Raw genomic sequence first — 21356 nt, forward strand, 5'->3', positions numbered from 1 at the left:
CGGCTTTTTTATGCCTTTATGACCGGATGACCCCCAATCGTTAACCGACTGCCCGTTTCATCATGCTTCAGGGTGGCCTGCGCGCCTAACGCCAGGGTGACGGTTTGCTGCTCGTGGCCGAAGTCCAGCCCGGTAATAACAGGAATATCAAGGCGTGAGCGGATGAAATCGACCATCGTTTCCAGCGAGTATCCTGCGTCATAGTCATTCGGCGCGGCACCGGTAAAACTGCCAAGAATAACCGCGGACTGACGTTCCAGAATACCGGCGTAATACAGCTGCAATAACATGCGCTCGACGCGGAACGGATGTTCATTGATATCTTCCAGCACCAGAATGCCGTCGTCAATTTGCGGCAGCCATGGCGTTCCGATGAGCGACACCAGCATTGCCAGATTTCCGCCCCAGAGTTGTCCTTCACACGACCAGTGCGGCCCGTTGCCCTGCCACTCAACGCTGTAGGTCGGGTTTTTCAGAGCGCGCCAGAAGTGTTCCACCGTAAATGGGTCAAGCTCGGGTGCCCCGAAATTACCGGCCAGCATCGGGCCGCTGAAGGTCACCACGTTATGCAGCGCGAGCAGCCCGAGCTGGATTACGGTAAAGTCGCTGTGGCCGCAGATCAGCAGCGGATCCTGCTGCTGACGCTTTGCCAGCCCTTGCCAGTCAATACTCTCCAGCAACCGGCTCGCACCATAGCCGCCGCGCACCGCCAGCACGATGTTGTTCTCACCCTGCAGGTTCACCAGGCTGTTGATATCATTCAGCCTTTGCGCTTCCGTACCGGCAAATCGCTGCTGGCGGCGGGGGATAATTGTCTGATTTTCTACCGGGTAGCCGAGTTCCAGTAAGCGCTCAACGCCCCGCTGTGCCGCCTCCTGGTTGATGCAGTACCCGGACGGCGCGATAAGATGAAACTGAGACATGGCAATTCCTTGCTGAATGAGAATCTAATTGTCTATATCATGCCGCTTATACGTTGCCTGCTTCAAGGGCGATGACCGGCTATAAGGATAGATGACGTGAAATTGAGATGGTTTGCTTTTTTGATTGTGTTGCTGGCTGGCTGTAGTTCAAAACATGACTATCAAAACCCGGCATGGAACCCGGAAGTACCTGTGAAACGGGCCATGCAGTGGATGCCGATCAGCGAACAGGCGGGCAAAGCCTGGGGTGTCAGCCCGCGGCTGATCACGGCGATCATTGCCGTGGAATCCGGCGGTAACCCAACGCTTGTCAGCAAATCCAATGCCGTGGGGTTAATGCAGCTTAAGGCCTCAACTGCCGGCAGAGAGGTCTATCGCTATATGGGCTGGAGCGGTCAGCCGTCAACCAGCGAGCTGAAAAACCCGGAACGTAACATCTCCATGGGCACGGCTTATTTGAGTATTCTGGAACACGGCGTGCTGAAGGGAATCGAGGATCCTGAAGTGATGCAGTATGCGCTGGTGGTCTCTTACGTGAACGGCGCGGGTGCGCTGCTCAGGACGTTCTCATCGGACCGTAAAGAGGCGATAGAAGAGATTAACGGCATGGACAAAGACGAGTTCTTTGAACACGTAGTGAAAAATCATCCGGCACCACAGGCTCCGCGTTATATCTGGAAAGTACAGAAAGCGATGGATGCCATGTAATGCCGTTGTCGGGCGGCCAGCGTGCTGCCCGGCGTCTGTCACAACACTTTATTCGCCCGCTCCCGCGCTTCTCGCTCAAGAGAATAGATAATCCGTTGCAGTTCGCGCTCTGCGCCCGGCCCGACGTTCAGGAAGCGGAAGCTCAGACGTGGCGTGACGATCGTTTCATTTTTGCTGTCGACCACCTTACGCTCGCTGATGGCAATCAGCTGCGCATCAAAGTAAAAACGCCCCCAGCCTCCCATATCCAGTTCGATTTGGGTAAATCGCATGCCTTCTACCAGTCCGTCAGGCTTTGGCGTATCCATCAGCGCACCCATGCCGCCCAGGGAGAGGTCAAACAGGCGAAAGCGGATCTCTTTTTTGTCCGGCATTTTGGCCTTACCAAAATAGGCAGGGTGCAGCGGGGCACTGATACGAAAATATTCACGGCGCTGAACAAACCAGAGGTTGGCCGGCAGCGGGGTGACAAACGCCGGAAGGCCGCCGAATTCGCTCAGCTCCAGGCGCGGCAGGACAAATTCCACTTTTGCGCCGTGCGTTTCTGCCATCACCGAGATTTTCTCCGCCCGCAGCGCGGCGCGGTTTTCATGCTCCTGACTGCCCAGGTCGATGACCAGCCTCTCTGCAGACGCATCCAGGATCTTGCTGATGAACTGATTGTTTGACCAGCTGATGCGCAGCGGCACCTCGCCTTTTTGCAGGTCACGCAATACCCCTAATACAGCCAGCGGATTTTGCTTCAGGAACTGCTCACTGTAATTACTCACGCCGGATGGCTCCTTGATAAATGACAGACTGTCTTTGCGTTATCGGCAGCGTGAAACGAAACTTAATACAAACCGGTGAGTTTTTTTCGCAGTACAGAGAAGTTAAGTCGGTGAGATGAAATCGGTTTTACCGTGATGACCTATACTTAAGTTACCTGCGCGGAAGGTTTTCTGCGCATGCGTTAAACCTGCAAGAGGGCATCGCTATGGGTATTATCGCGTGGATCATCTTTGGTCTTATTGCCGGGGCTATCGCTAAACTCATCATGCCGGGAAATGATGGCGGCGGCTTTATATTGACCTGTGTGCTCGGTGTTGTTGGTGCGGTTGTCGGCGGCTGGCTGGCGACGATGTTTGGCTTTGGCGGCAGCATCAGTGGATTCGACCTGCACAGTTTCCTTGTGGCTGTGGTGGGCGCCATTGTTGTTCTGGGCATATTCAGGTTACTCAGACGGGCATAGATAACCCAAAACGGCTCTCGCAAAAGGGCCGTTTTTTTTGTCGTGATATTGATTTGCTAATCGAAATGATAATAATTGTCGTTCCTAGTTACATATAACCACAAGACGACACTATGAACACCTCACGTTTTGCAGTATGCGCGTTGGCAGGAGCCGTGACGCTGGCATTACAGGCACAGGCATTTGCGGAAGAATCCACCATTCTTGTCACCGGCTCTGAGCAGGGCAGCGTTCTCCCCGCATGGACAAACAGCGCAACCAAATCGGCGGTGGCCGAAAGTAAAACGCCGCAGGTGATCGATACCGTCTCTGCGCAGCAAATTGAGCAACGCCATGCCAGTTCCGTGAACGAAATCCTGCGCTATGTTCCGGGCGTTTCGACAGAGCTGCGTGGAAACACCACGTACATGAGCGAGTATAAAATTCGTGGCTTTACGGTCGACCAGGAGTTCTACAACGGCCTGCAGCTGCCGTATAACGTCACCGGAAACACCAAAGCGCGCATCGATCCGCTGCTCATTGAGAGCGTCGATATACTTAAAGGCCCATCTTCTGTGCTCTACGGCGGCGGCTCCCCGGGTGGGCTGGTGAACATTCAAAGCAAAAAGCCGCAAAAAGCTGCCCGCACCGAGTTTGGCTTCAACACCGGTAACCGCAATCTGAAAGAGGGCTATCTCGACTCGACCGGACAAATCGCCGACAGCGACTGGAACTACCGTCTGCTGGGTAAAGCCACTGAAAATGACGATCAACCCCATACCACGCGGTATGAAAACTACCTGGTCGCTCCGTCGGTTACGTGGCAGCCGGACAACAAAACGCGTCTCATCATTGATGCGCTGGCGCAAAACTCCCCGAGCCTGTCACCATCCAACCCGTTGCCGCTTGCTTACCTGCGCTCGAAGTATGCCGATCGCCGTGATTATGCCGGGGATGAATGGAGCGGTTTTAAACAGCGTCAGTGGATGCTGGGTTACAGCTTTGAACATGAGTTTGACAGCGGCTGGGGCTTTAACCAGAAGGCACGGTACTTTGATGTCGACACCCATCAGCGCAGCGTTTACGCCACGGGGACGGGGAGTGAGGTCTACCAGCTTAACCGTTTTGCTTACACCACGGATGAGGATCTGAAGAGTTTCAACATTGATAACCAGGTAACCAAAACCGTGGCGCTGGGGGAATGGAAACATCACCTGTTGGCCGGGTTTGACTATCAAAAGCTGAACTCTCACTTCTACTACCGTTATGCCTCGACAACGCCCGGCATTGATATGCGAAATCCTGACTATTCGCAAATCAATGAACGCGATCTCGGGTTGTATACGGGGCAGAAAAATCGTCTGAGCTACCAACAAAACGGCTATTACCTGCAGGATCAGGTGGAATTTGGCGGCTTAAATCTGCTGGCCAGCCTGCGCTATGACGATTACCGCTCGGTGACCACCAATTATCTGCAGAACGGCGATAAAGCCTGGGTCTCGCAGGACCGCGTGACCAAACGCCTGGGCGCGCTTTACGCGTTTGAGAATGGGCTGTCACCGTTCATCAGCTACTCCGAAGGGTTTGCTCCGGTGTCGCCGCAGGGCACGCTCGCGGCCAAAGACGTTAAACCAACAACCAGCAAACAGGTTGAAGGCGGGGTGAAATACCTGCTGGCAGAGTACGCCACAACCTTTACCGCCTCGGTGTTTAATATCCGTCAGAAAAATGTCGTCACCTCCGATCCGGGCTTCCTGAATTACAGCCAGACCGGCGAAGTGGAATCCAAAGGTGCCGAGCTCTCGGTCGTCAGCCGTCCGACGGATAACGTGACCCTGATTGCCAACTATGCCTATACCCATCTGATCAATACCGAAGATGATAAATACCAGGGCAAACGACCAACGCAGGTGCCGGAAAATGCGTTCAACCTGTGGGGAGATTACACCTTTGACAACACGCCGCTGAGGGGGCTGATGCTGGGAGCGGGGGCACGCTACACCGGTCCGATGGAAATTTCACCGAACAACGATGCGGGCAAACTGGGTGGCACTATGCAGTACGATCTGGCTGCTTCTTATCGTATGGGTGAAATCCTGCCGTCGCTGGAGGGGTTAACCCTCAAAGCCAGCGCGCAAAACATCACCAATAAAGAGACGCTGACCTGCTACGACGCCACGAACTGCTGGATTGGGCGTGACCGCACGTATCAGTTGGGGGCGAGCTACAGCTTCTGATTATCCTTTCCCTCTCCCGCAGGGAATGCAGGCCGGGCAGGCGTTAGCGCCACCCGGCATTGCTCACCTACTGCGCCGTACTTTTCACCGGCGCAGCCTCATCATTCGCCGCAGGTTGATGCTCCGGCACGCTGTCACACGGTTTCTCTTTCGGACAGACCAGGTCCAGCATCTTCAGCGTCACGCCGTTGCTCCAGCCGAATCCATCCTGCAGCGGATACTCACCACCGCCGCCGCCCGTACCGGTGGAGGAGACGTCATATTTTTCCACCAGTTTCTGCTCGCGATCGTAGGTGTGCTGAACGTTTTTCAGGAAACGCCAGGTGACATCCATCGCCACCTTATTCTGGCCATAATTCTGCAACCCTTCTGTCGCTACCCACTGCAGCGGCGCCCAGCCATTGGGGGCATCCCACTGCTGGCCGCTGTTGACGGTGGTGGTCGTTATGCCACCCGGTTTCAGCAGGCGTGAGGACGTCGCAGCAGCCACTTTATCGGCGCGATCCTGTGCCGCCGCCTTCACATACAGCGGGAAGAGGGCCGCAGCCGTAAGCTGATTACGCACCTTCTTGCTCTTCAGATCGTAATCCGCATACCACCCCTCTTTTTCGTTCCACAGATACTTCTCCATCGCCTGCTGGCGTGCCGTGGCCAGTGCCTCATATTTGCTCGCGCTGGCGGCATCGCCGCTCTCCTGGCTTGCCCGGGCGAGCAGTTTTTCCATCTTGAACATCAGGGCGTTCAGATCCACCGGCACAATGCTGGTGGTGCGGATGGTGCCCAGCTTTTGCGGATCGTCCATCCAGCGGGAGCTAAAGTCCCAGCCTGAGGCCGCCGCAGAGCGTAAATCGCGGTAGATCTCCGTCGCCGGACGGTTAGGGTTGCTTTTGGCCGTGGTGATATCGTCAAGCCATGACTCCGGACGTGGCGTATCGCGATCATCCCAGTAGCGGTTGAGCAGTGAGCCATCCTCCAGCTTCACCACCCGTTTGTTGGCTTGTCCGGCCTGCAGCGCATCGGCGCCCTCCATCCAGTAGGCGTACTCCTTTTCCATTTGTGGACGGTATTTCTTCAGCGCCTCGCTGTCGTGCGTCGCCAGCAGTTCAACCATCAGCGAGAAAAACGGCGGCTGGGAGCGGCTCAGGTAGTAACTGCGGTTGCCGTTCGGAATATGTCCCCACGTATCCAGCTCGTAGGCGAAGTTGTCCACCATATCGCTGATTTTGTCCCAGTGGTCACTTTCCGCCAGCCCCAACATGGTGAAATAGCTGTCCCAGTAGTAGACCTCGCGGAAACGTCCGCCCGGCACGACGTAGGGTTTAGGTAACGGCAGGAGCGAATCCCACTTGTTACTGGCTTTATCGGTGGTGCGGGTAAGCACGGGCCACAGCCCGTCAATATGCTCACGCAGGCTCTGCCCGGCAGGAGGAACATATTTTTCCCCTTCCGCGGGAAGCGTGAAGTTCATATCCACGAAATGGCGTAAATCAAACCCGGACTGACGACGCTGCATGCGGTAGTCGGCCAGGATCGTCAGGGGATCGCTTTTCGGTACCGCATCGGCAAAGGTTTTTTGATCGGGGAAAAGTTTGGCGCTCTGGACATCGCTAAAGAGAGGGCCGAGCAAGATATCCGGTGAATTCGTCTGGCCAGAGTGCATTTCTTCTGCGTTGCCTGTCGCGGCAACCGCGAGCAACGCACTGCCCAGAACCAGAGGTAAGAGGCGAGGGCGCAGCTTTTGAGGGGTTATCATCGGTGCTTCTCCTTATTTCGCTGAGCAGCGGTCACGCTGTAATCAATCACCAGAAAACCTTAGTCGAATATTCCGCGCTTCGCGTGTCGAACATCGCACTTTGCACAAATCCAGACAATTTACCGTTGCGTTTAATGCCCCGGTGGCGCTGCTGAAATATTGATATTGTGAATGGCTGTAGGCGAGAAAATAAATTGCGATCCGTTACGCATAATTTTTCGGATAAAGGCTTTCTTTTAATTATCCCGATCACATAAAGCAAAAAACATAACTTCATGGTGAAAAAACATAATGGATCGCGTCGTTGCGCTCAGGCGAAATTATTGCCAGAGCAGAAACCGGTTTCATCAATAAGGAGTAACATGATGTCAGTGAGTGAAAAAATTCCGGTCCGGGAAAAAATAGGCTACAGCCTGGGAGATGCCGCGAGCCATATTGTATTTGACTCATCGGTTGCCATTCTGGCGTATTACTATACCGATATTTATGGCTTACCCCCGGCCGTAATGGGAACCATGTTTCTTTTGGTCCGTTTATTAGATGCCATTACCGACCCCGTTATGGGAGCGATTGCCGATGCAACATCCACGCGCTGGGGACGTTTTCGTCCCTGGCTGCTGGCGATATGCGTTCCTTTTGCGGTGAGTTGCGTATTAGTTTATTCCATTCCGGATTTTACCGAAACAGGCAAAATTTATTATGCCGTCGGGGCGTATATATTTATGACTCTGATGTATACCGCCATTAATATCCCCTATTGCTCCCTGGGCGCTGCGCTAACGTCCGATCCACGGGAAAACCTCTCTTTGCAGTCCTGGCGCTTTGCCATCACCCCGATTGGTGGCGCGCTTGGTACCGCGCTTATTCTTCCCCTCGCGGACTATCTCTACCCCGGCGACAGGGCGACCGGCATTCAGGTGGCGATGGCGCTGTTTGGTGCAATCGGCTGCGTGATGTTTATCATTTGTTTTGTCACTACCAAAGAGCGTGTCCAGCCGATCAAAGAGGAGAATCTGAACATCGCCCGGGACGTTAAAATCCTCTTTCGTAACGATCAGTGGCGCATTCTCTCGATCTACAACTTTATGATGCTGGTGGCGGTGGTGATCCGTGGTGGCGCGGTGGTCTATTACGTCAATACCGTGCTCAACAAGGGGGCCGACATTATCTCGTACTTTATGCTGGGCGGGATGCTGGCCTCGATGTTTGGTTCGGTTCTGGCGCAACCGTTCGGTACCCGTTTTTGTAAGGTTAAACTCTCGTTCTGGATCAATATTCTCAATGCGGTATTAGGCGTGGCCTGCTTCTGGCTGCCGCTGGAGTTCTGGGTCATTCCACTGATTGCCCATGTGCTCATTCAGATTGTTCAGGGCGGTAACGGCGCGTTGCAGTGGTCAATGATTACTGATGCAAATAATTACGGTGAATGGAAAACTCAGCGTCGTATTACAGGTATGAATGTTGCGGCCAATATTTTCGTGATCAAATTAGGTGTCGCCGTCGGGGGGGCGATTCTGGGCTGGGTGCTGGCCTGGTTTAATTACCAGTCGAACAGTACGGTACAGTCGGAATCCGCGGTTCAGGGTGTCATTCTGCTGTTTACGTTAATCCCTTCACTCTTTTATTTACTCACCGCTTTTTCAATCAAGTTTTATAAATTAACCGAAAACGTCATGAATGGCGTGGTGAGTGATTTAAATAAAGGCGAATTCGCTAACTCTTAATAGTTGAAGCAGTAAGCCGATAATTCATTTGAATTATCGGTGAGGTTCTCTGTGTCCGTCAGGAAATAATGATTAACTCACGAGGATGGAGTCGATGAAAGTGAAATACCTTGCACTGCTCGTCAGTGCGTTTTGTTCTACCGCAGCAATGGCAGCAAATGATACGCAACGTCTGGAAGATAAACTGGCGCAACTGGAGGCGCGCCTCGAAAAGGCTGAAACAAGGGCGGCAAAGGCAGAAGCACAAATTCAGGTTCTGGAACAACAGCAGCAAACCGTGGTGGCCGCAAATCCTGTTGTGGTTGGATCCACAGAGCCTGCGACAGCGCAAACGGCACCGAAGCTCACGTTATCCGGCTACGGTGATATTAAATTTTATGGTGACGTCGAATTTAATATGGATGCGGCCAGCAAGACCGGCAGTTTAACCTCCATGAAAACGACAGCCAATAAAGACTGGGCACCCGGCAACCATGAACGCTGGGATATTAACGGGCGTCTGCTGCTGGGGTTTGACGGCTATAAGCGAATGGAAAACGGCAATTTTGCCGGTTTCTCCGTACAGCCGCTGGCGGACTTAACGGGCAAAATGAACCTGGATGACGCGGTCTTCTTCTTTGGCACGGAAAACGACTGGAAGGTAAAAGTTGGCCGTTTTGAAGCCTACGATATGTTCCCGCTGAACCAGGATACCTTCGTAGAATATTCCGGCAACACCGCCAACGATCTCTACAGCGATGGTTACGGCTATATCTATATGATGAAAGAGGGGCGCGGTCGTAGCGACAGCGGAGGTAACTTCCTGCTGAGTAAAACCCTGGGCAACTGGTATCTTGAGGTTAACACGCTGCTGGAAGATGGCAGCTCGCTGTTTGTTGACCAGCAGTATCATGGCGTGGACCTGGATAACGATAAAAACGTCGCCTACGTCCGCCCGGTGATTGCCTGGCAGGAAGGAAACTTCTCGACCGCTATCGCGATGGAGAGCAACCTCGTCAACAACGCCTACGGCTACCACGATGCGTCCGGAAGATGGGTCGACCAGTCTGACCGCACCGGCTATGGCTTTACCATGACCTGGAACGGGCAAAAAACAGATCCGGATGACGGTATCGTTGCCAACCTGAATACCGCCTACATGGATGCCAACGACGAGACGGATTTCACCGCGGGCGTGAATGCCTTATGGCGCAATGTCGAGCTGGGCTATATCTACGCGCATAACCAGATCGATAATTTCAACACCGCCAACTTTAATGCGGACTGTGATGGCGACTGCTGGGTGACCGATCCCGGCGATTATGATATTCACACCATTCATGCGTCGTACCTGATCCCGAACGTCATGAAGATGAAGAATTTCAATATCTATCTTGGCGCGTACGCCTCCTGGGTTGAAGCCCATCCGAATGACGGCGATGACCGCAACGACGATCGCTACGGCGGGCGCGTGCGCTTCAAATACTACTTCTGATGTCCTGCGCCAGTCAGGCCTCTTCCGGGGTCTGGCTGGTCTCCCGCAGCGTGCCCGGCGCATGGCCGATAATTCGCTTGAATGCCCGGCTAAACGCCGCAAGGGATCCGTAACCCAGGCGCAGCGCGACCGTTTCAATAGGCTGATTTTCATGGCGAATGTACTGAATGGCCAGGCGCATCCTCAACTCGCTGAGGTATTTCGCCGGGGTGGTGCCCGTCGCGGCGAGAAAACGTTCCGCAAACACCGAGCGGGAGGTGCCAGCCTCTTTTGCCAGATCCGCCACGCTCCAGTTCAGACCCGGCTGCTGGTGCATGGCGTAAATGGCCCGGCTCAGACGCGGGTCGCGCAGTACCTGCACCCAGCCGGTGGCTTTTCCGCAGCCTCCTTCAACCCAGCCCCGCACGATTAGCGCCGCCACCACGTCTGCCAGCCGCGCGAGGATCCCGGCGAATCCGGCCTGACGCGTCATGGATTCGCGCTCCATCGCCGCCAGCAGCGGGTGGATCTCCGGCCAGGTGGACATCAACCGGCTCACCATCATCACCTCCGGCATCGCTTTGATGAGCGGTTGCATCCCGCCCAGCTCAAAATCCATGCATCCGCTGAAAATGACGGTGTTCTCGCTGTCCGGACACGGCTCGCAGGTGATGGCGCAGACCGAGCTGCAGATAGGTTCACTGGGAAACGCGCTGACCGGGGTGATGGTGGCCTGTTCGTCCGAGAGCAGGGCGTGCGCATTACCGTTTGGTATAAACAGGGCATCACCGCCGTTTAAGGTGAATGTTGCGCCACTCTCCATACGCAGCAGGGCATTGCCGCGGCTGACAAAATGAAACTGTGCTTTGCCAGGCGCCTGGTGGAACGCCACGCCAAAGGGTGCGCTGGCTTCAATGCGGCGGTATTTCACGCCCGACAGGCGCATTCCGCGTAACAGCTCGCTGATCAGATCGGGGGACTGAGCGGTCATGGCAAAACTCCGGACGAATAATCAATAAGTGGAGATTATATGTCATAGATCGTCCACGGTGAACCCTCTATCCTTTTGCGACAGTTGTCACATTTTCATAACGGGAGATCAACAGATGAGTTCATGTGTCGCGGCGAGAGAGGCTGTTACGCCTGCAAAACCCGCCTGGCGGGCCGTCTATTCACTGGGGCTGGGGGTGTTTGGTTTGATCACGGCGGAGTTCCTGCCCGCCAGTTTGTTAACGCCCATGGCCGCAAGCCTGGGCGTAACAGAGGGGATGGCCGGACAGGCGGTAACCGCCACCGCGCTGGTCGCGCTGGTCACCGGATTGCTGATCACCCCGGCGACCAAAAGTATCGACCGTCGCTGGGTACTCATGTTTTTCTCGGTGCTGCAAATCATCTCCAGCCTGCTGGTGGCTTTTGCGCCGACGTTGCACGTTCTGCTGATGGGACGCCTGCTGTTAGGGATTGCCATCGGGGGATTCTGGGCGATGTCGACCGCCACGGCGATGCGTCTGGTGCCTGCTGATAAAGTGCCGAAAGCGCTGGCGGTGATCTTCTCCAGCGTGTCGATCGCCACGGTGGTTGCGGCTCCGTTGGGCAGCTATCTTGGCAGCCTGATCGGCTGGCGTAATGTCTTTATCCTCTGCATTCTGCCGAGCATGCTGGCGCTGCTGTGGCAGCTCTGGGTACTGCCGTCAATGAAGCCGGAGAGCAGCGGCAGCCTGGGCACCCTGTTCCGCGTGCTGCGTCGTCCGGGAATGATCGGCGGAATGCTGGCGACCATTCTGATCTTCAGCGGCCATTTTGCCTTCTTCACTTACCTGCGTCCGTTCCTTGAAACGGTGGGTCAGGCAAGCGTGGAGAGCATCTCGCTGATCCTGCTGGGCTTCGGGATTGCCAACTTTATCGGCACCTCCGTTGCCGGACATCTGCTGGCGCGCAACCTGCGCCTGACGCTGGCCCTGGTTCCGTTCGTTATGGGCGTGCTGGCACTCACCATGGTGGCGTTTGGTCATCTGGCGATGCTGGATGGATTACTGGTGGCGATGTGGGGCTTTGCGTTTGGTCTGGTTCCGGTGGGCTGGTCAACCTGGCTTGCCACGACGGTGCCGGATGAAGCCGAAAGCGCGGGTGGTTTGCTGGTGGCCTCTATCCAGCTGGCAATCAGCGCCGGTGCGGCCGTGGGCGGGGCGGTATTTGACCTCAACGGCGCCAGCGGCGTCTTTGCCGGAAGCGGTTTCCTGCTGGTAACGGCGATGGTGATTGTGTTTATGGGCGTGAAGGTTAAGGCGGAGTGATTGTTTTCCCTCTCCTGCGGGAGAGGGAAGTCATGAGTGCTGATTGCGTTATGCGATCGCTCTATCTTTTAATTAATGCCGTTTTGCAGGTTTAATCTGTACAGACGGCACGAAAGGGATAGGGTGTGATGCAACCTATTTCTTTTTCAAAGATAATTGGCACATGAAGACGTGTCCCTGTCAGTTTTCCTGTGTTGGAATCGGTGGGAATTCACACCGAATGGTTAAATGATTTTAGTTCGGTAGAACCCAATCTTGTGGGCATTAAACATTCTTCTGTCACTGGAGCGTTATTTTCATTTGTAAACCATATATGTGTGGTGTAGACATTTATTCATTCTTTGTTTTTGTAGCGAAATGCAATGAAGTAAACAGCTAATACAATAATGCAAAAAATCAATAGTGCAATTTCTTCATCTTCTATAAAACTCGCTATGACAGCACCTGGAATGACAGCGACTATTCCAGTGCCATACCAAAAGAAATCATTCATAATATCTTGTAAAAAACTTTTTAAAAATCTCATCAAAAATTCTTTTATAGATTCCCACATTATCCGATCACTTTATTTAGCGCATCAGCATCTCTCACCCCAGCTACGGCGCGATCAAACCTTAATGCAAGTTCTTTATCGGACCCTATTTTTTCGATAATCGATTTACTGTAATACATAGCCTGTCCCTGTTGTGTACAGAGTTTATCATGGGCTACGTTGTCGACTGGGGACAGTGATCGCACTCGCATTTATAAAAAGTGAAGGCAAGAATAACCACCAATTTATTTTCTAAATAAATTGGTGGTTATATATAATTGATGTGATGAATTTGGAAACGATGAATATAATTAACCTTATCAAGTATTATTTATTCTGCGAGGATGGTTACATAATACGTAGGCCGGGTAAGCGCAAGCGCCACCCGGCTTACACCTTACAACCCTTTCTTATCCATCAGCACCGTCAGATCCACCAGGCGATTAGAGAAGCCCCACTCGTTGTCATACCACGCCAGGATTTTCACCATCCGACCGCCAATTACCAGGGTGGAGAGACCGTCAATAATCGAAGAGCGCGGGTCGCCCTGATAATCGCTGGAGACCAGCGGTTCATCGCTATATCCCAGAATGCCTTTCAATGGCCCGCTGGCGGCGGCTTTGCGGAACGCATCGTTCACCTCTTGTACCGTAACGTCACGGCTCAGCGTCACCGTCAAGTCCACAATCGAGACCACCGGAACCGGTACGCGCAGGGAATAGCCGGTCAGCTTGCCGTCCAGAGACGGGATGACTTTCCCCAGCGCCTTCGCGGCACCACTGGAGTACGGCACAATTGACAGGGCGGCCGCTCGTGCGCCGCGCAGATCTTTTTCCGGCTGGTCATGCAGCGCCTGGCTGTTGGTATAAGCGTGCGTGGTGTTCATCAGGCCATGCTCAATACCAAATTGCTGATGCAAAACCTGTGCGGCCGGGGCCAGGCCGTTCGTGGTGCAACTCCCGTTGCTCACTACCACGTGCTTAGCCGGATCGTACTGCTCGTGGTTAACGCCCATCACCACCGTCAGATCGTCATTCTTACCCGGCGCGGAGATGATGACGCGCTTCGCCCCACCGTGGGTGATATGCACCAGCGCTTTCTCGCGTTCGGTGAAGAAACCGGTGGCTTCAATCACCACGTCAACGCCGACATCGCGCCAGGGAATATTCGCCGGATCGCGCTCGCTAAAGACGGTAATGCGCTGGCCGTCAACCTGCAGCGCACCGTCCGCCGCTTCAACGGGTGCCGGTAGCGTGCCGAGCAGGGAATCATGCTTAAGCAAATGGGCGAGGGTTTTGCTGTCCGTCAGATCGTTAATCGCCACAATCTGCAGGTCCGGATTGCCCAGCGCCGCGCGCAGGAAATTACGTCCGATACGGCCGAAACCGTTAATGCCGACCTTAACCATAATGTACTCCTTATCTCTGTTGTCTGGAGTCACTGTAGGCTTCAGGCCGAATGGCGTAAATGACAAAAAACGATCACATTACGCCATTTTGCGACAGTGAAAACGCTGACGGTATTCACCGGGTGTGAGGTGGAGCTGTTTTTCAAATACGCGGCGCAGGTTGATGCTGGTGCCAAATCCGCTTTTCTCGGCGATAACGGATAGCGGATCGTCGGTCTGTTCAAGCAACTGCCGGGCTGCGGCAAGGCGCGCTTCGGTCACATAGCGTGCCGGAGACGCCCCCGTATCGCGGGTGAATACCCGGGTGAAATTGCGCGGGCTCATGGCTACTTTTTCCGCCAGCTTTTCGACGCACAGATCGGCCGTCAGGTTTTGCAGGATCCAGGTTTGCAGCTCGCTGATGGGTCCGGAGGAGCCGGACTGCGACAGGTTATAGCGGCTGAACTGCAGTTGTCCTCCCGGGCGGCGCAGATACATCACCATATCCTGCGCCACGTCGCGCGCGAGGCTGAAGCCATAATCGTCTTCCACCAGCGCCAGGGTTAGGTCAAACCCAGAACTCACGCCACCGGAGGTCCAGATGGGGCCATCCTGAATGTATATCGGGCCACCTTCGACGTGGATTGACGGGTACTGCGCTTGCATGGTCTCCAGCAGTCGCCAGTGGGTGGTCGCCCGACGCCCGTCAAGCAAACCGGTCTGGGCCAGCAGCATCGCACCTCCGCATATGGAGGCGATCCGCCGCGAATGTGGTGCGGCAAGATGCAGCCAATCCACCACGGCGGTACTTTCCTGCTCGTTCATGCCGCGCCCGGTAATGATGATGGTATCGAGAGGGTCACGGGGATCCAGCTCCGGCAGGCGATAATCTGCCAGCAGATTTAGACCAGACTGGCCGTGGATCACCTGGTGCGGCTGGGTCGTGGCGATGATGATGCGATAGCAAGGCTGCGCAAGGCCTCCCGGGTGCAGGCGGTTGGCCTGCATCAGAATGTCGGCGATGCCGGCGGCTTCAAACAACATGCCGCCGTCAGGAACAATAATCAGGATCTTCTTCATGTCCTGAAAAGTACCTTTATTACAAAAGAAGTCAAGCGGAGGGCAAGGGCGTTAACAGGCCCAACGCACCTTTCTGGCAAAGCAAAGTGATTTAAGTTCTTTGTTATTTCAGGCGTTATCCCGGATCGTCAGCATATTATCTCTGGCGAAACGGCTCTGAAGGAATGGGTAAACGAAGCTCCCTCTATTTACACCCGCAACAACGCGACCATATTCACCACCTCGCCTCGGGGTTTCTCTGGCGAACTGAGTTGCCCACATGGCTGTTGATAGTCACTATTTATGGCGGCTGGTTCTCGACACTGGTGTTCTGGCAGGCCCTCGGTCTGCTGCCGGCCACGCTGCTGCTGATTGGGTTTACCGCCTGGTATATGTCTCTTCAGCATGAGCTGATCCACGGCCATCCCACGCGTTTCGCCTGGCTGAACCAGCTCTTTGGCACGCTGCCGCTGGCGGTCTGGTATCCGTATGGCCTGTACCGGGATTCTCATCTGGCCCACCATCGCCACGACCATCTGACCATTCCGGTAGATGATCCGGAGTCATACTACTTTACGCAGGCGAGCTGGGCGCGATTGTCGCCCTGGCAGAAGCGGCTGATCCACGCCCGTAACACCTTTACCGGGCGACTGTTGCTGGCGCCGCTGCTGGATATTCTCCAGACGCTGGGCAGCGCGGTGGTGGCGTTTCGCCATCTTCAACTGCGGGCGATGGTGATGTGGCTTGTGCATATGGCGTTGCTGGCGCTGCTTTTTACCTGGATGATGCACAACGGTTTCTCTCCGCTCTGGTTTGTGCTGGCGGTAAGCTACCCGGCGCTGGCGCTGACAAAAGTACGCTCTTTTCTGGAACATCGTGCGGCGGATGACCCGCTGGCGCGTTCGGTGATTAACGAAGCCGGGCTGTTCTGGCGAATGCTGTTTCTGAATCTCAACTACCATTCAATACATCACGATTTACCCGGCGTGCCCTGGTACGGGCTGAAGACGATCTACCTGCAAAACCAGCAGGCGTACCGGGAGCGTAACCACGGGTTTCTGGTCAGAGGGTATGGCGAATGGATGCGACGGTTCTGGAAAACGTCGGTGGACGTCACCGTACATCCCTGGCGTCAACACGAGGAAGGTCATGAGTAACCGACTGGCGTTTCCGATGTATGCGGTGGATCGTCATGATACCCTCGCACTGTGGCAGGCGGTCCAGCGTCTGCTGGTGGCGCGTGGTCTGCCTGTGGAGGATCTTATCCCCGGCTGGCCGGAGTCTGACCTGCCGGCACACTGGCAACAGCCTAATCTTATCCTGAGCCAGACCTGTGGCTACCCGCTGATGACACAGTTGCCGGCGGTGCAGGTCGTCGGCTGTTTTCACTACCGGGTACCGGGCTGCGAAGGCATCCACTACCGTAGTTTTCTGGTGGTACGTGATGAGGATAAACACCGCTCACTGACTGATTTTCGCGGACGGCGGGTGGTATGTAACGCGCCCGATTCCCAGTCTGGCTACAATGCGCTGCGCAACCGCGTGCCGTCACGTGCGTTAAACGCCTGGTTCTCTGAGGTTATCTTCAGTGGCAGCCATCGCCAGTCGCTGATCGAGGTAAAACGTGGAGGAGGGGATATCGCGGCGATCGACTGCGTGACCTATGCGCTGTTGCAGCGGCATGACCCGAACCTGCTGGCGGGACTGGCTGTGATTGACCAGACGCCCCTCACGCCAGGACTGCCGCTAATCACCGCGCCCGGTACCACACCCGAAACGCTTCATGCCATCCGCGATGCGCTAACCACGCTGGTAAGCGCCCCGGAATACCGGGGCGTGTGTGATGCGCTGTTTATCGGCGGGTTTAGCGTCGTGGCGCGCGAGGCCTGGTCTGTGTTAACCGGGGTTACAGCGGACGGATCTCTTTCGAGCGCAGGGTGAGGCGGACGGGCACCGATTTATACGATGGCGTGCCGCTCTCTTTATCCAGATAGTCGAGCGGAACCAGCACGTTGGCCTCAGGATAGTAGGCCCCGACCGAGCCCGGGGCGATGGCGTATGCCACCACCGTGATATCCTCCAGACGCTGAGTGCTGCCCGGCAGGGCGGTTTCGATATCCACCCGGTCGCCGTGCTCCAGTCCTGACTGTTCCATATCGCCTTCATTCATAAACAACACGTCGCGACGGCCAAAGACGCCCCGATAACGGTCGTCGAGGGCATAAATCGTGGTGTTATACTGGTCGTGGCTGCGCAGCGTGATCAGACGCAGGACGTTATCGCCTTCACCGCTGGCATTCTCATTGACCCCTTCAAATACCGAGAACATCGCTTTGCCCGTTGCCGTTGGCCAGATACGTTTCGTGGGCGGCAGCGGCATACGGAAGCCACCGGGTACCCGGATCCGCGCGTTATAGTCCTCAAAGCCCGGAATGGTCTGCTCAATCAAATCGCGAATACGATCGTAATCCGCCACCAGGTGCATCCAGTCCACCCGGGTGGCCTTGAGGGTCGCTTTCGCCATGCCGGCTACAATGGCCGGTTCGGCGCGAAGCAGGGGAGAGGCGGGTTTCAGCTTGCCTGAGGAGGCATGAACCATCGACATGGAATCTTCCACGGTAATGGACTGACGCCCGCTGGCCTGCACATCAAGCTCCGTGCGGCCAAGGCAGGGAAATATGAAGGTCTCTTTCCCCACCAGCAGGTGTGTACGGTTCAGCTTGGTACCGACGTGCACGCTCAGATCCAGCTTACTCATCGCCGGGAAGCCGTTCTCGTGATCGGGCATTGCCACCGCGAAGTTACCCCCGAGGCAGATAAGCGCTCTGGCGCGGCCGTCGATCATGGCCTGGGTGGCCTGCACCGCGTCATGCCCGTGGTGAGAAGGGGGTTCAAAACCGAAGACCTCCTTCAGACGGCTCAAAAATGCCGGTGACGGTTTCTCGCTAATGCCGACAGTACGGTTCCCCTGAACGTTAGAGTGTCCGCGCAGCGGGCAGATCCCGGCACCGGGCTTACCTATATTGCCGCGCAGCAACAGCACATCGGCGATCAGACGGACGTTGGAGGTCCCTTTATTATGCTGCGTAATGCCCATGCCGTAAGTAATGATAGTGGCGTTCGATTTCGCGTAGGCATCGGCAACATTTTTCAGCGCCGCCTGGCTCAGCCCGGATTCACGCTCAATGGCGTCCCAGCTTGTTTGCGCAATATCTGCCGCAAAGTCTTCAAAGCCCTGCGTATGTTCGGCGATAAACGCCCGGTCGAGCACATTGCCGCGCTCGGTTTCCATCTGCAGCAGGTGTTTGGCGATGCCTTTTAGCGCGGCGGCATCGCCACCGGCTTTAACCTGGAAGTAGGTTGAGGCGATGTCGGTGGATCCGTAGGTCGCCATCTCAATGACGCTCTGCGGATCGGCAAACCGTTCCAGCGCGCGCTCGCGCAGCGGGTTTAACACGATAATCGGTACGCCGCGACGGGCCAGTTCGTGCAGGGTGCCCATCATGCGCGGATGATTGGTGCCGGGGTTATGCCCGATGGAGATCACCAGCTCCGTCTTGTCAAAATCCTCCAGCGAGACGGTACCTTTCCCGATACCAATGGAGCGCGGTAAACCGACGCTGGTGGCTTCGTGACACATGTTGGAGCAGTCGGGGAAATTATTGGTCCCGTACTCGCGGGCAAACAGCTGGAACAACCAGGCCGCTTCGTTGGAGGCACGCCCGGAGGTATAGAACTCCACCTGGTCTGGTTCGAGCCCACGCAGAACCTCGCCGATGCGTTCAAAGGCTTCCTCCCAATCGACGGGGCGAAAAGTGTCACTTGCCCGGTCATAGCGCAGGGGATGGGTCAGACGGCCGTACCCCTCAATTTCAAAGTCAGATTTTGTCAGCAGCGACGTTACGCTGTTATTAGCCAGAAACTCAGGGGTTACCCGTTTGCTGGTGGCTTCCCAGGTAACCGCCTTCGCGCCGTTCTCGCAGAACTGGAACGTTGATTTATGCTCTTTATCTGGCCACGCGCAGCCCGGGCAGTCAAAACCGTCGGGCTGGTTGGTGCGCAGCAGCGTGGCGGGGGCATCAAGGGCATCCATCTGGGTTCGCACCGCAATCGCCATCGCTTTTAATGCCCCCCAGCCGCCTGCGGGGCCGTCGTAATGTCGGATGCCGGGAACGGCACGTCGTTTGTTATTCATACCTGGTTACCCTGTTAGACCGCCCGTCGTGCAGTATGCGGCTGAGAAATTTAAAGAAATCATAACAAATTTTTATCAAGTGAATAATATGTCATGGCAATAGCACCGTGAACGCGACAGTGTAGTGACAGTAAAATTTCAAACGAAAAGGAGGGGAACGTCCCTGGCGGTGTTATGACCTGACGTGGCGAAGGCGATATATTGAACAACACCGCAGGGAATAATGATGTAGTCATGCTTAACTGTTAATTGTTCCGGGAACGCGTTAATCGTCCCCCTAAAGGATAAAATGCGCAAAGTTATTTTGCGCCGTGAAATTAATTTTTTTCATCCTCTATGAATTGTCTTAATTCCCGGCGGAAAAGTCATGGGTATTAAAGATACGCTATCAATGCAACAAATAATTCATGAAAGATATATTCATCTGAGCACCGCAAAAATCGCAACTCTACTAATTATGGTAGTGGCGATAATAGCGGTATTGCGTTAATGACAATGGTTCTCTTTTGATTTTTTCGCTTTTCAATCATGAGTTTGCGTTAGAGGTTCTGGTAATAATAAAACAATTCAGGGTAAGTAAGATTTTTTTCTCAGATTAATCCTATAATGTGTCGGGTGCTTCATTAAGCAGCAGTTGTGAGGAAGGAAATATTGAATTGGTGACAAGCTCATGTAAACTTGTTTACCGTTTGTCAAAATATGTCAGGAAGACGCTGGGCCTTATTCTGAAGGGCTCGTGCGGTAGCTATGCCCGAATAATAGTAACGCCCCGAAAATATCCTGGCTATTTTAACGATAGCACCTAAGTCAAACTTCATCCCCTTTATCTCATCATCGAAATATCGCTACGGAAAAGCATATGAAAATGCGCGTATTGTTTTCACTTCTGTTTGTAATGGCGGTGGCGGGCTGTAAAGCGCCGCAGAAACCTGTGATCACTGACGATACGATCGTGACCAGCCAGGTCAACGGCGTCACCTTAACCCACCGTCATGCCATCACGCCTCCTGCTGAGTTCACTCAGGTTAACGAGCCATACCGTGCTATGTATCCGGCATCCCTGATGAGCCGCCCTGATTTTGGTGGCAAGGTTGTCAGTACGCTGGTAACCGGAAAAACCTACGTGGTGCTGGGGCAGGTTGAACACTACTGGATGGCGCTTGCCGATGAAGGACAAGACCAGCTGATTGGTTACGTTCCGATGCGTGCGGTGATCAAAGCCGATCAGTATGAAGCAGCCGTACGTAAACAGGCCATTCGTCCTAAGACGCGCAAAAAAGCGACCTGTGTCGACGTGGACGGGAACAGCAAAGCCTGCAAAGACAGCGCTAACGGTACCTGGATCCTGAACTAAACGGCTTTTCTGAGCGTATTTTTATGAATAATAAAAATTTTCATAAGCTGTTGTTCGTCTTTTACGCGGTGATTTTCGCCCTGGTCAGTGGTTGTACGTCGTCTTCACACAGCGACCCCTCCCGCTACAATCTGCAGTTTCAGGCTCATCCACAAATTAATGATTCTGCGCCGCTTAAAGTCAGAGTGCTGCTGTTGAAGTCCGATGCGGATTTCATGTCCAGTGACTTCTATTCCCTGCAGAACAACGCGTCAGCCACGCTTGGCGCGAATCTGCTGAACAGCGATGTTTTCTTCCTGATGCCGGGCCAGCTTTCGAAAACCCTCAGCGGCCAAAGCTCACCCGACGCGCGCTATATCGGTGTTATGGCCGAGTATCAGATGCTGGATGGAAAGAAATGGCGTGTTTCACTCCCACTGCCTGTACCAGGCGAAAACCATCTCTACCAGTTCTGGAAATGGTCATCTGATGAACTTCAGGCCAACGTCTTTCTCGACATAAATGGCATCCGGGTCATCAGCCAGTAA

The 21356-nt window shown here is 54.6% G+C and carries 18 protein-coding genes; 10 read left to right on the forward strand and 8 right to left on the reverse strand.

What is annotated here, in order from left to right; genetic code table 11:
- Window positions 1-8: 8 nt before the first annotated feature.
- Window positions 9-923 (reverse strand): muramoyltetrapeptide carboxypeptidase, encoded by a 915-nt coding sequence (gene ldcA, locus EKN38_RS19690; protein ID WP_014832346.1) that lies wholly within the window; start codon window positions 921-923, stop codon window positions 9-11.
- 96 nt (window positions 924-1019) lie between these two features.
- Between ldcA and emtA the strand changes: the two genes are divergently transcribed.
- The gene (gene emtA / locus EKN38_RS19695; protein ID WP_014832345.1) at window positions 1020-1631 is read left to right on the forward strand and encodes a membrane-bound lytic murein transglycosylase EmtA; all 612 of its coding nucleotides are present in this window, start codon (window positions 1020-1022) and stop codon (window positions 1629-1631) included.
- 38 nt (window positions 1632-1669) lie between these two features.
- Here the strand turns inward: emtA and EKN38_RS19700 are convergent, their stop codons facing one another.
- Window positions 1670-2401, reverse strand: coding sequence for a flagellar brake protein (locus tag EKN38_RS19700; protein WP_014832344.1), 732 nt, complete (start codon window positions 2399-2401; stop codon window positions 1670-1672).
- A 206-nt stretch (window positions 2402-2607) separates the two neighbouring features.
- Here EKN38_RS19700 and EKN38_RS19705 point away from each other — a divergent pair, with 206 nt between their 5' ends.
- Both EKN38_RS19705 and EKN38_RS19710 read left to right on the forward strand, forming a co-directional pair.
- Entirely contained in the window at window positions 2608-2862 is a 255-nt protein-coding gene (locus EKN38_RS19705) for a GlsB/YeaQ/YmgE family stress response membrane protein (protein ID WP_010432765.1), read from the forward strand.
- A 113-nt stretch (window positions 2863-2975) separates the two neighbouring features.
- Window positions 2976-5078: a TonB-dependent siderophore receptor gene (locus EKN38_RS19710; RefSeq protein WP_126522552.1), complete on the forward strand. Its 2103-nt coding sequence runs from the start codon at window positions 2976-2978 to the stop codon at window positions 5076-5078.
- Between the two features lie 67 nt (window positions 5079-5145).
- On the opposite strand, the gene EKN38_RS19715 is transcribed toward EKN38_RS19710, so the two are convergent.
- Complete coding sequence (locus tag EKN38_RS19715) at window positions 5146-6831, reverse strand: alpha,alpha-trehalase (protein WP_014832342.1); 1686 nt, start codon at window positions 6829-6831, stop codon at window positions 5146-5148.
- A gap of 365 nt (window positions 6832-7196) precedes the next feature.
- Between EKN38_RS19715 and EKN38_RS19720 the strand changes: the two genes are divergently transcribed.
- Both EKN38_RS19720 and EKN38_RS19725 read left to right on the forward strand, forming a co-directional pair.
- The gene (locus EKN38_RS19720) at window positions 7197-8555 is read left to right on the forward strand and encodes a glycoside-pentoside-hexuronide (GPH):cation symporter (protein ID WP_014832341.1); all 1359 of its coding nucleotides are present in this window, start codon (window positions 7197-7199) and stop codon (window positions 8553-8555) included.
- Between the two features lie 94 nt (window positions 8556-8649).
- Window positions 8650-10029 carry a carbohydrate porin gene (locus EKN38_RS19725; protein WP_014832340.1) on the forward strand — a complete coding sequence of 460 codons (1380 nt, stop codon included), beginning with the start codon at window positions 8650-8652 and terminating at the stop codon, window positions 10027-10029.
- A gap of 13 nt (window positions 10030-10042) precedes the next feature.
- Here the strand turns inward: EKN38_RS19725 and EKN38_RS19730 are convergent, their stop codons facing one another.
- On the reverse strand, window positions 10043-10999 hold the full coding sequence (locus tag EKN38_RS19730) for an AraC family transcriptional regulator (protein WP_014832339.1): 957 nt from the start codon (window positions 10997-10999) through the stop codon (window positions 10043-10045).
- 115 nt (window positions 11000-11114) lie between these two features.
- On the opposite strand from EKN38_RS19730, the gene EKN38_RS19735 reads away from it, so the two are divergent.
- Entirely contained in the window at window positions 11115-12302 is a 1188-nt protein-coding gene (locus EKN38_RS19735) for an MFS transporter (RefSeq protein WP_014832338.1), read from the forward strand.
- Between the two features lie 334 nt (window positions 12303-12636).
- Here the strand turns inward: EKN38_RS19735 and EKN38_RS19740 are convergent, their stop codons facing one another.
- From EKN38_RS19740 to EKN38_RS19750, 3 genes are all read right to left on the reverse strand, one after another.
- Window positions 12637-12855, reverse strand: a complete 219-nt coding sequence (locus tag EKN38_RS19740; protein WP_014832337.1) for a hypothetical protein — start codon at window positions 12853-12855, stop codon at window positions 12637-12639.
- A 376-nt stretch (window positions 12856-13231) separates the two neighbouring features.
- A complete protein-coding gene (gap, locus tag EKN38_RS19745) occupies window positions 13232-14242 on the reverse strand; it encodes a type I glyceraldehyde-3-phosphate dehydrogenase (protein WP_014832336.1) in 1011 nt (336 codons plus the stop codon).
- 78 nt (window positions 14243-14320) lie between these two features.
- Window positions 14321-15301, reverse strand: a complete 981-nt coding sequence (locus EKN38_RS19750) for a GlxA family transcriptional regulator (protein ID WP_014832335.1) — start codon at window positions 15299-15301, stop codon at window positions 14321-14323.
- Window positions 15302-15465: 164 nt separating this feature from the next.
- On the opposite strand from EKN38_RS19750, the gene EKN38_RS19755 reads away from it, so the two are divergent.
- Together EKN38_RS19755 and EKN38_RS19760 are read left to right on the forward strand one after the other, a co-directional pair.
- Window positions 15466-16437 (forward strand): fatty acid desaturase, encoded by a 972-nt coding sequence (locus EKN38_RS19755; RefSeq protein WP_043951657.1) that lies wholly within the window; start codon window positions 15466-15468, stop codon window positions 16435-16437.
- Window positions 16430-17221 carry a phosphate/phosphite/phosphonate ABC transporter substrate-binding protein gene (locus EKN38_RS19760; RefSeq protein WP_047360876.1) on the forward strand — a complete coding sequence of 264 codons (792 nt, stop codon included), beginning with the start codon at window positions 16430-16432 and terminating at the stop codon, window positions 17219-17221. Before EKN38_RS19755 ends, EKN38_RS19760 begins: the two co-directional genes overlap by 8 nt.
- On the opposite strand, the gene EKN38_RS19765 is transcribed toward EKN38_RS19760, so the two are convergent.
- Window positions 17187-19475: an FdhF/YdeP family oxidoreductase gene (locus EKN38_RS19765; protein WP_126522554.1), complete on the reverse strand. Its 2289-nt coding sequence runs from the start codon at window positions 19473-19475 to the stop codon at window positions 17187-17189. The two genes, EKN38_RS19760 and EKN38_RS19765, sit on opposite strands and share 35 nt — an antisense overlap.
- Before the next feature lie 859 nt (window positions 19476-20334).
- On the opposite strand from EKN38_RS19765, the gene EKN38_RS19770 reads away from it, so the two are divergent.
- Window positions 20335-20829, forward strand: coding sequence for a hypothetical protein (locus EKN38_RS19770; protein WP_014832331.1), 495 nt, complete (start codon window positions 20335-20337; stop codon window positions 20827-20829).
- 23 nt (window positions 20830-20852) lie between these two features.
- Window positions 20853-21356, forward strand: a complete 504-nt coding sequence (gene tssJ / locus EKN38_RS19775) for a type VI secretion system lipoprotein TssJ (RefSeq protein WP_047360874.1) — start codon at window positions 20853-20855, stop codon at window positions 21354-21356.

The organism is Enterobacter sp. WCHEn045836 (assembly GCF_003965585.1).
Taxonomy (GTDB): domain Bacteria; phylum Pseudomonadota; class Gammaproteobacteria; order Enterobacterales; family Enterobacteriaceae; genus Enterobacter; species Enterobacter dissolvens.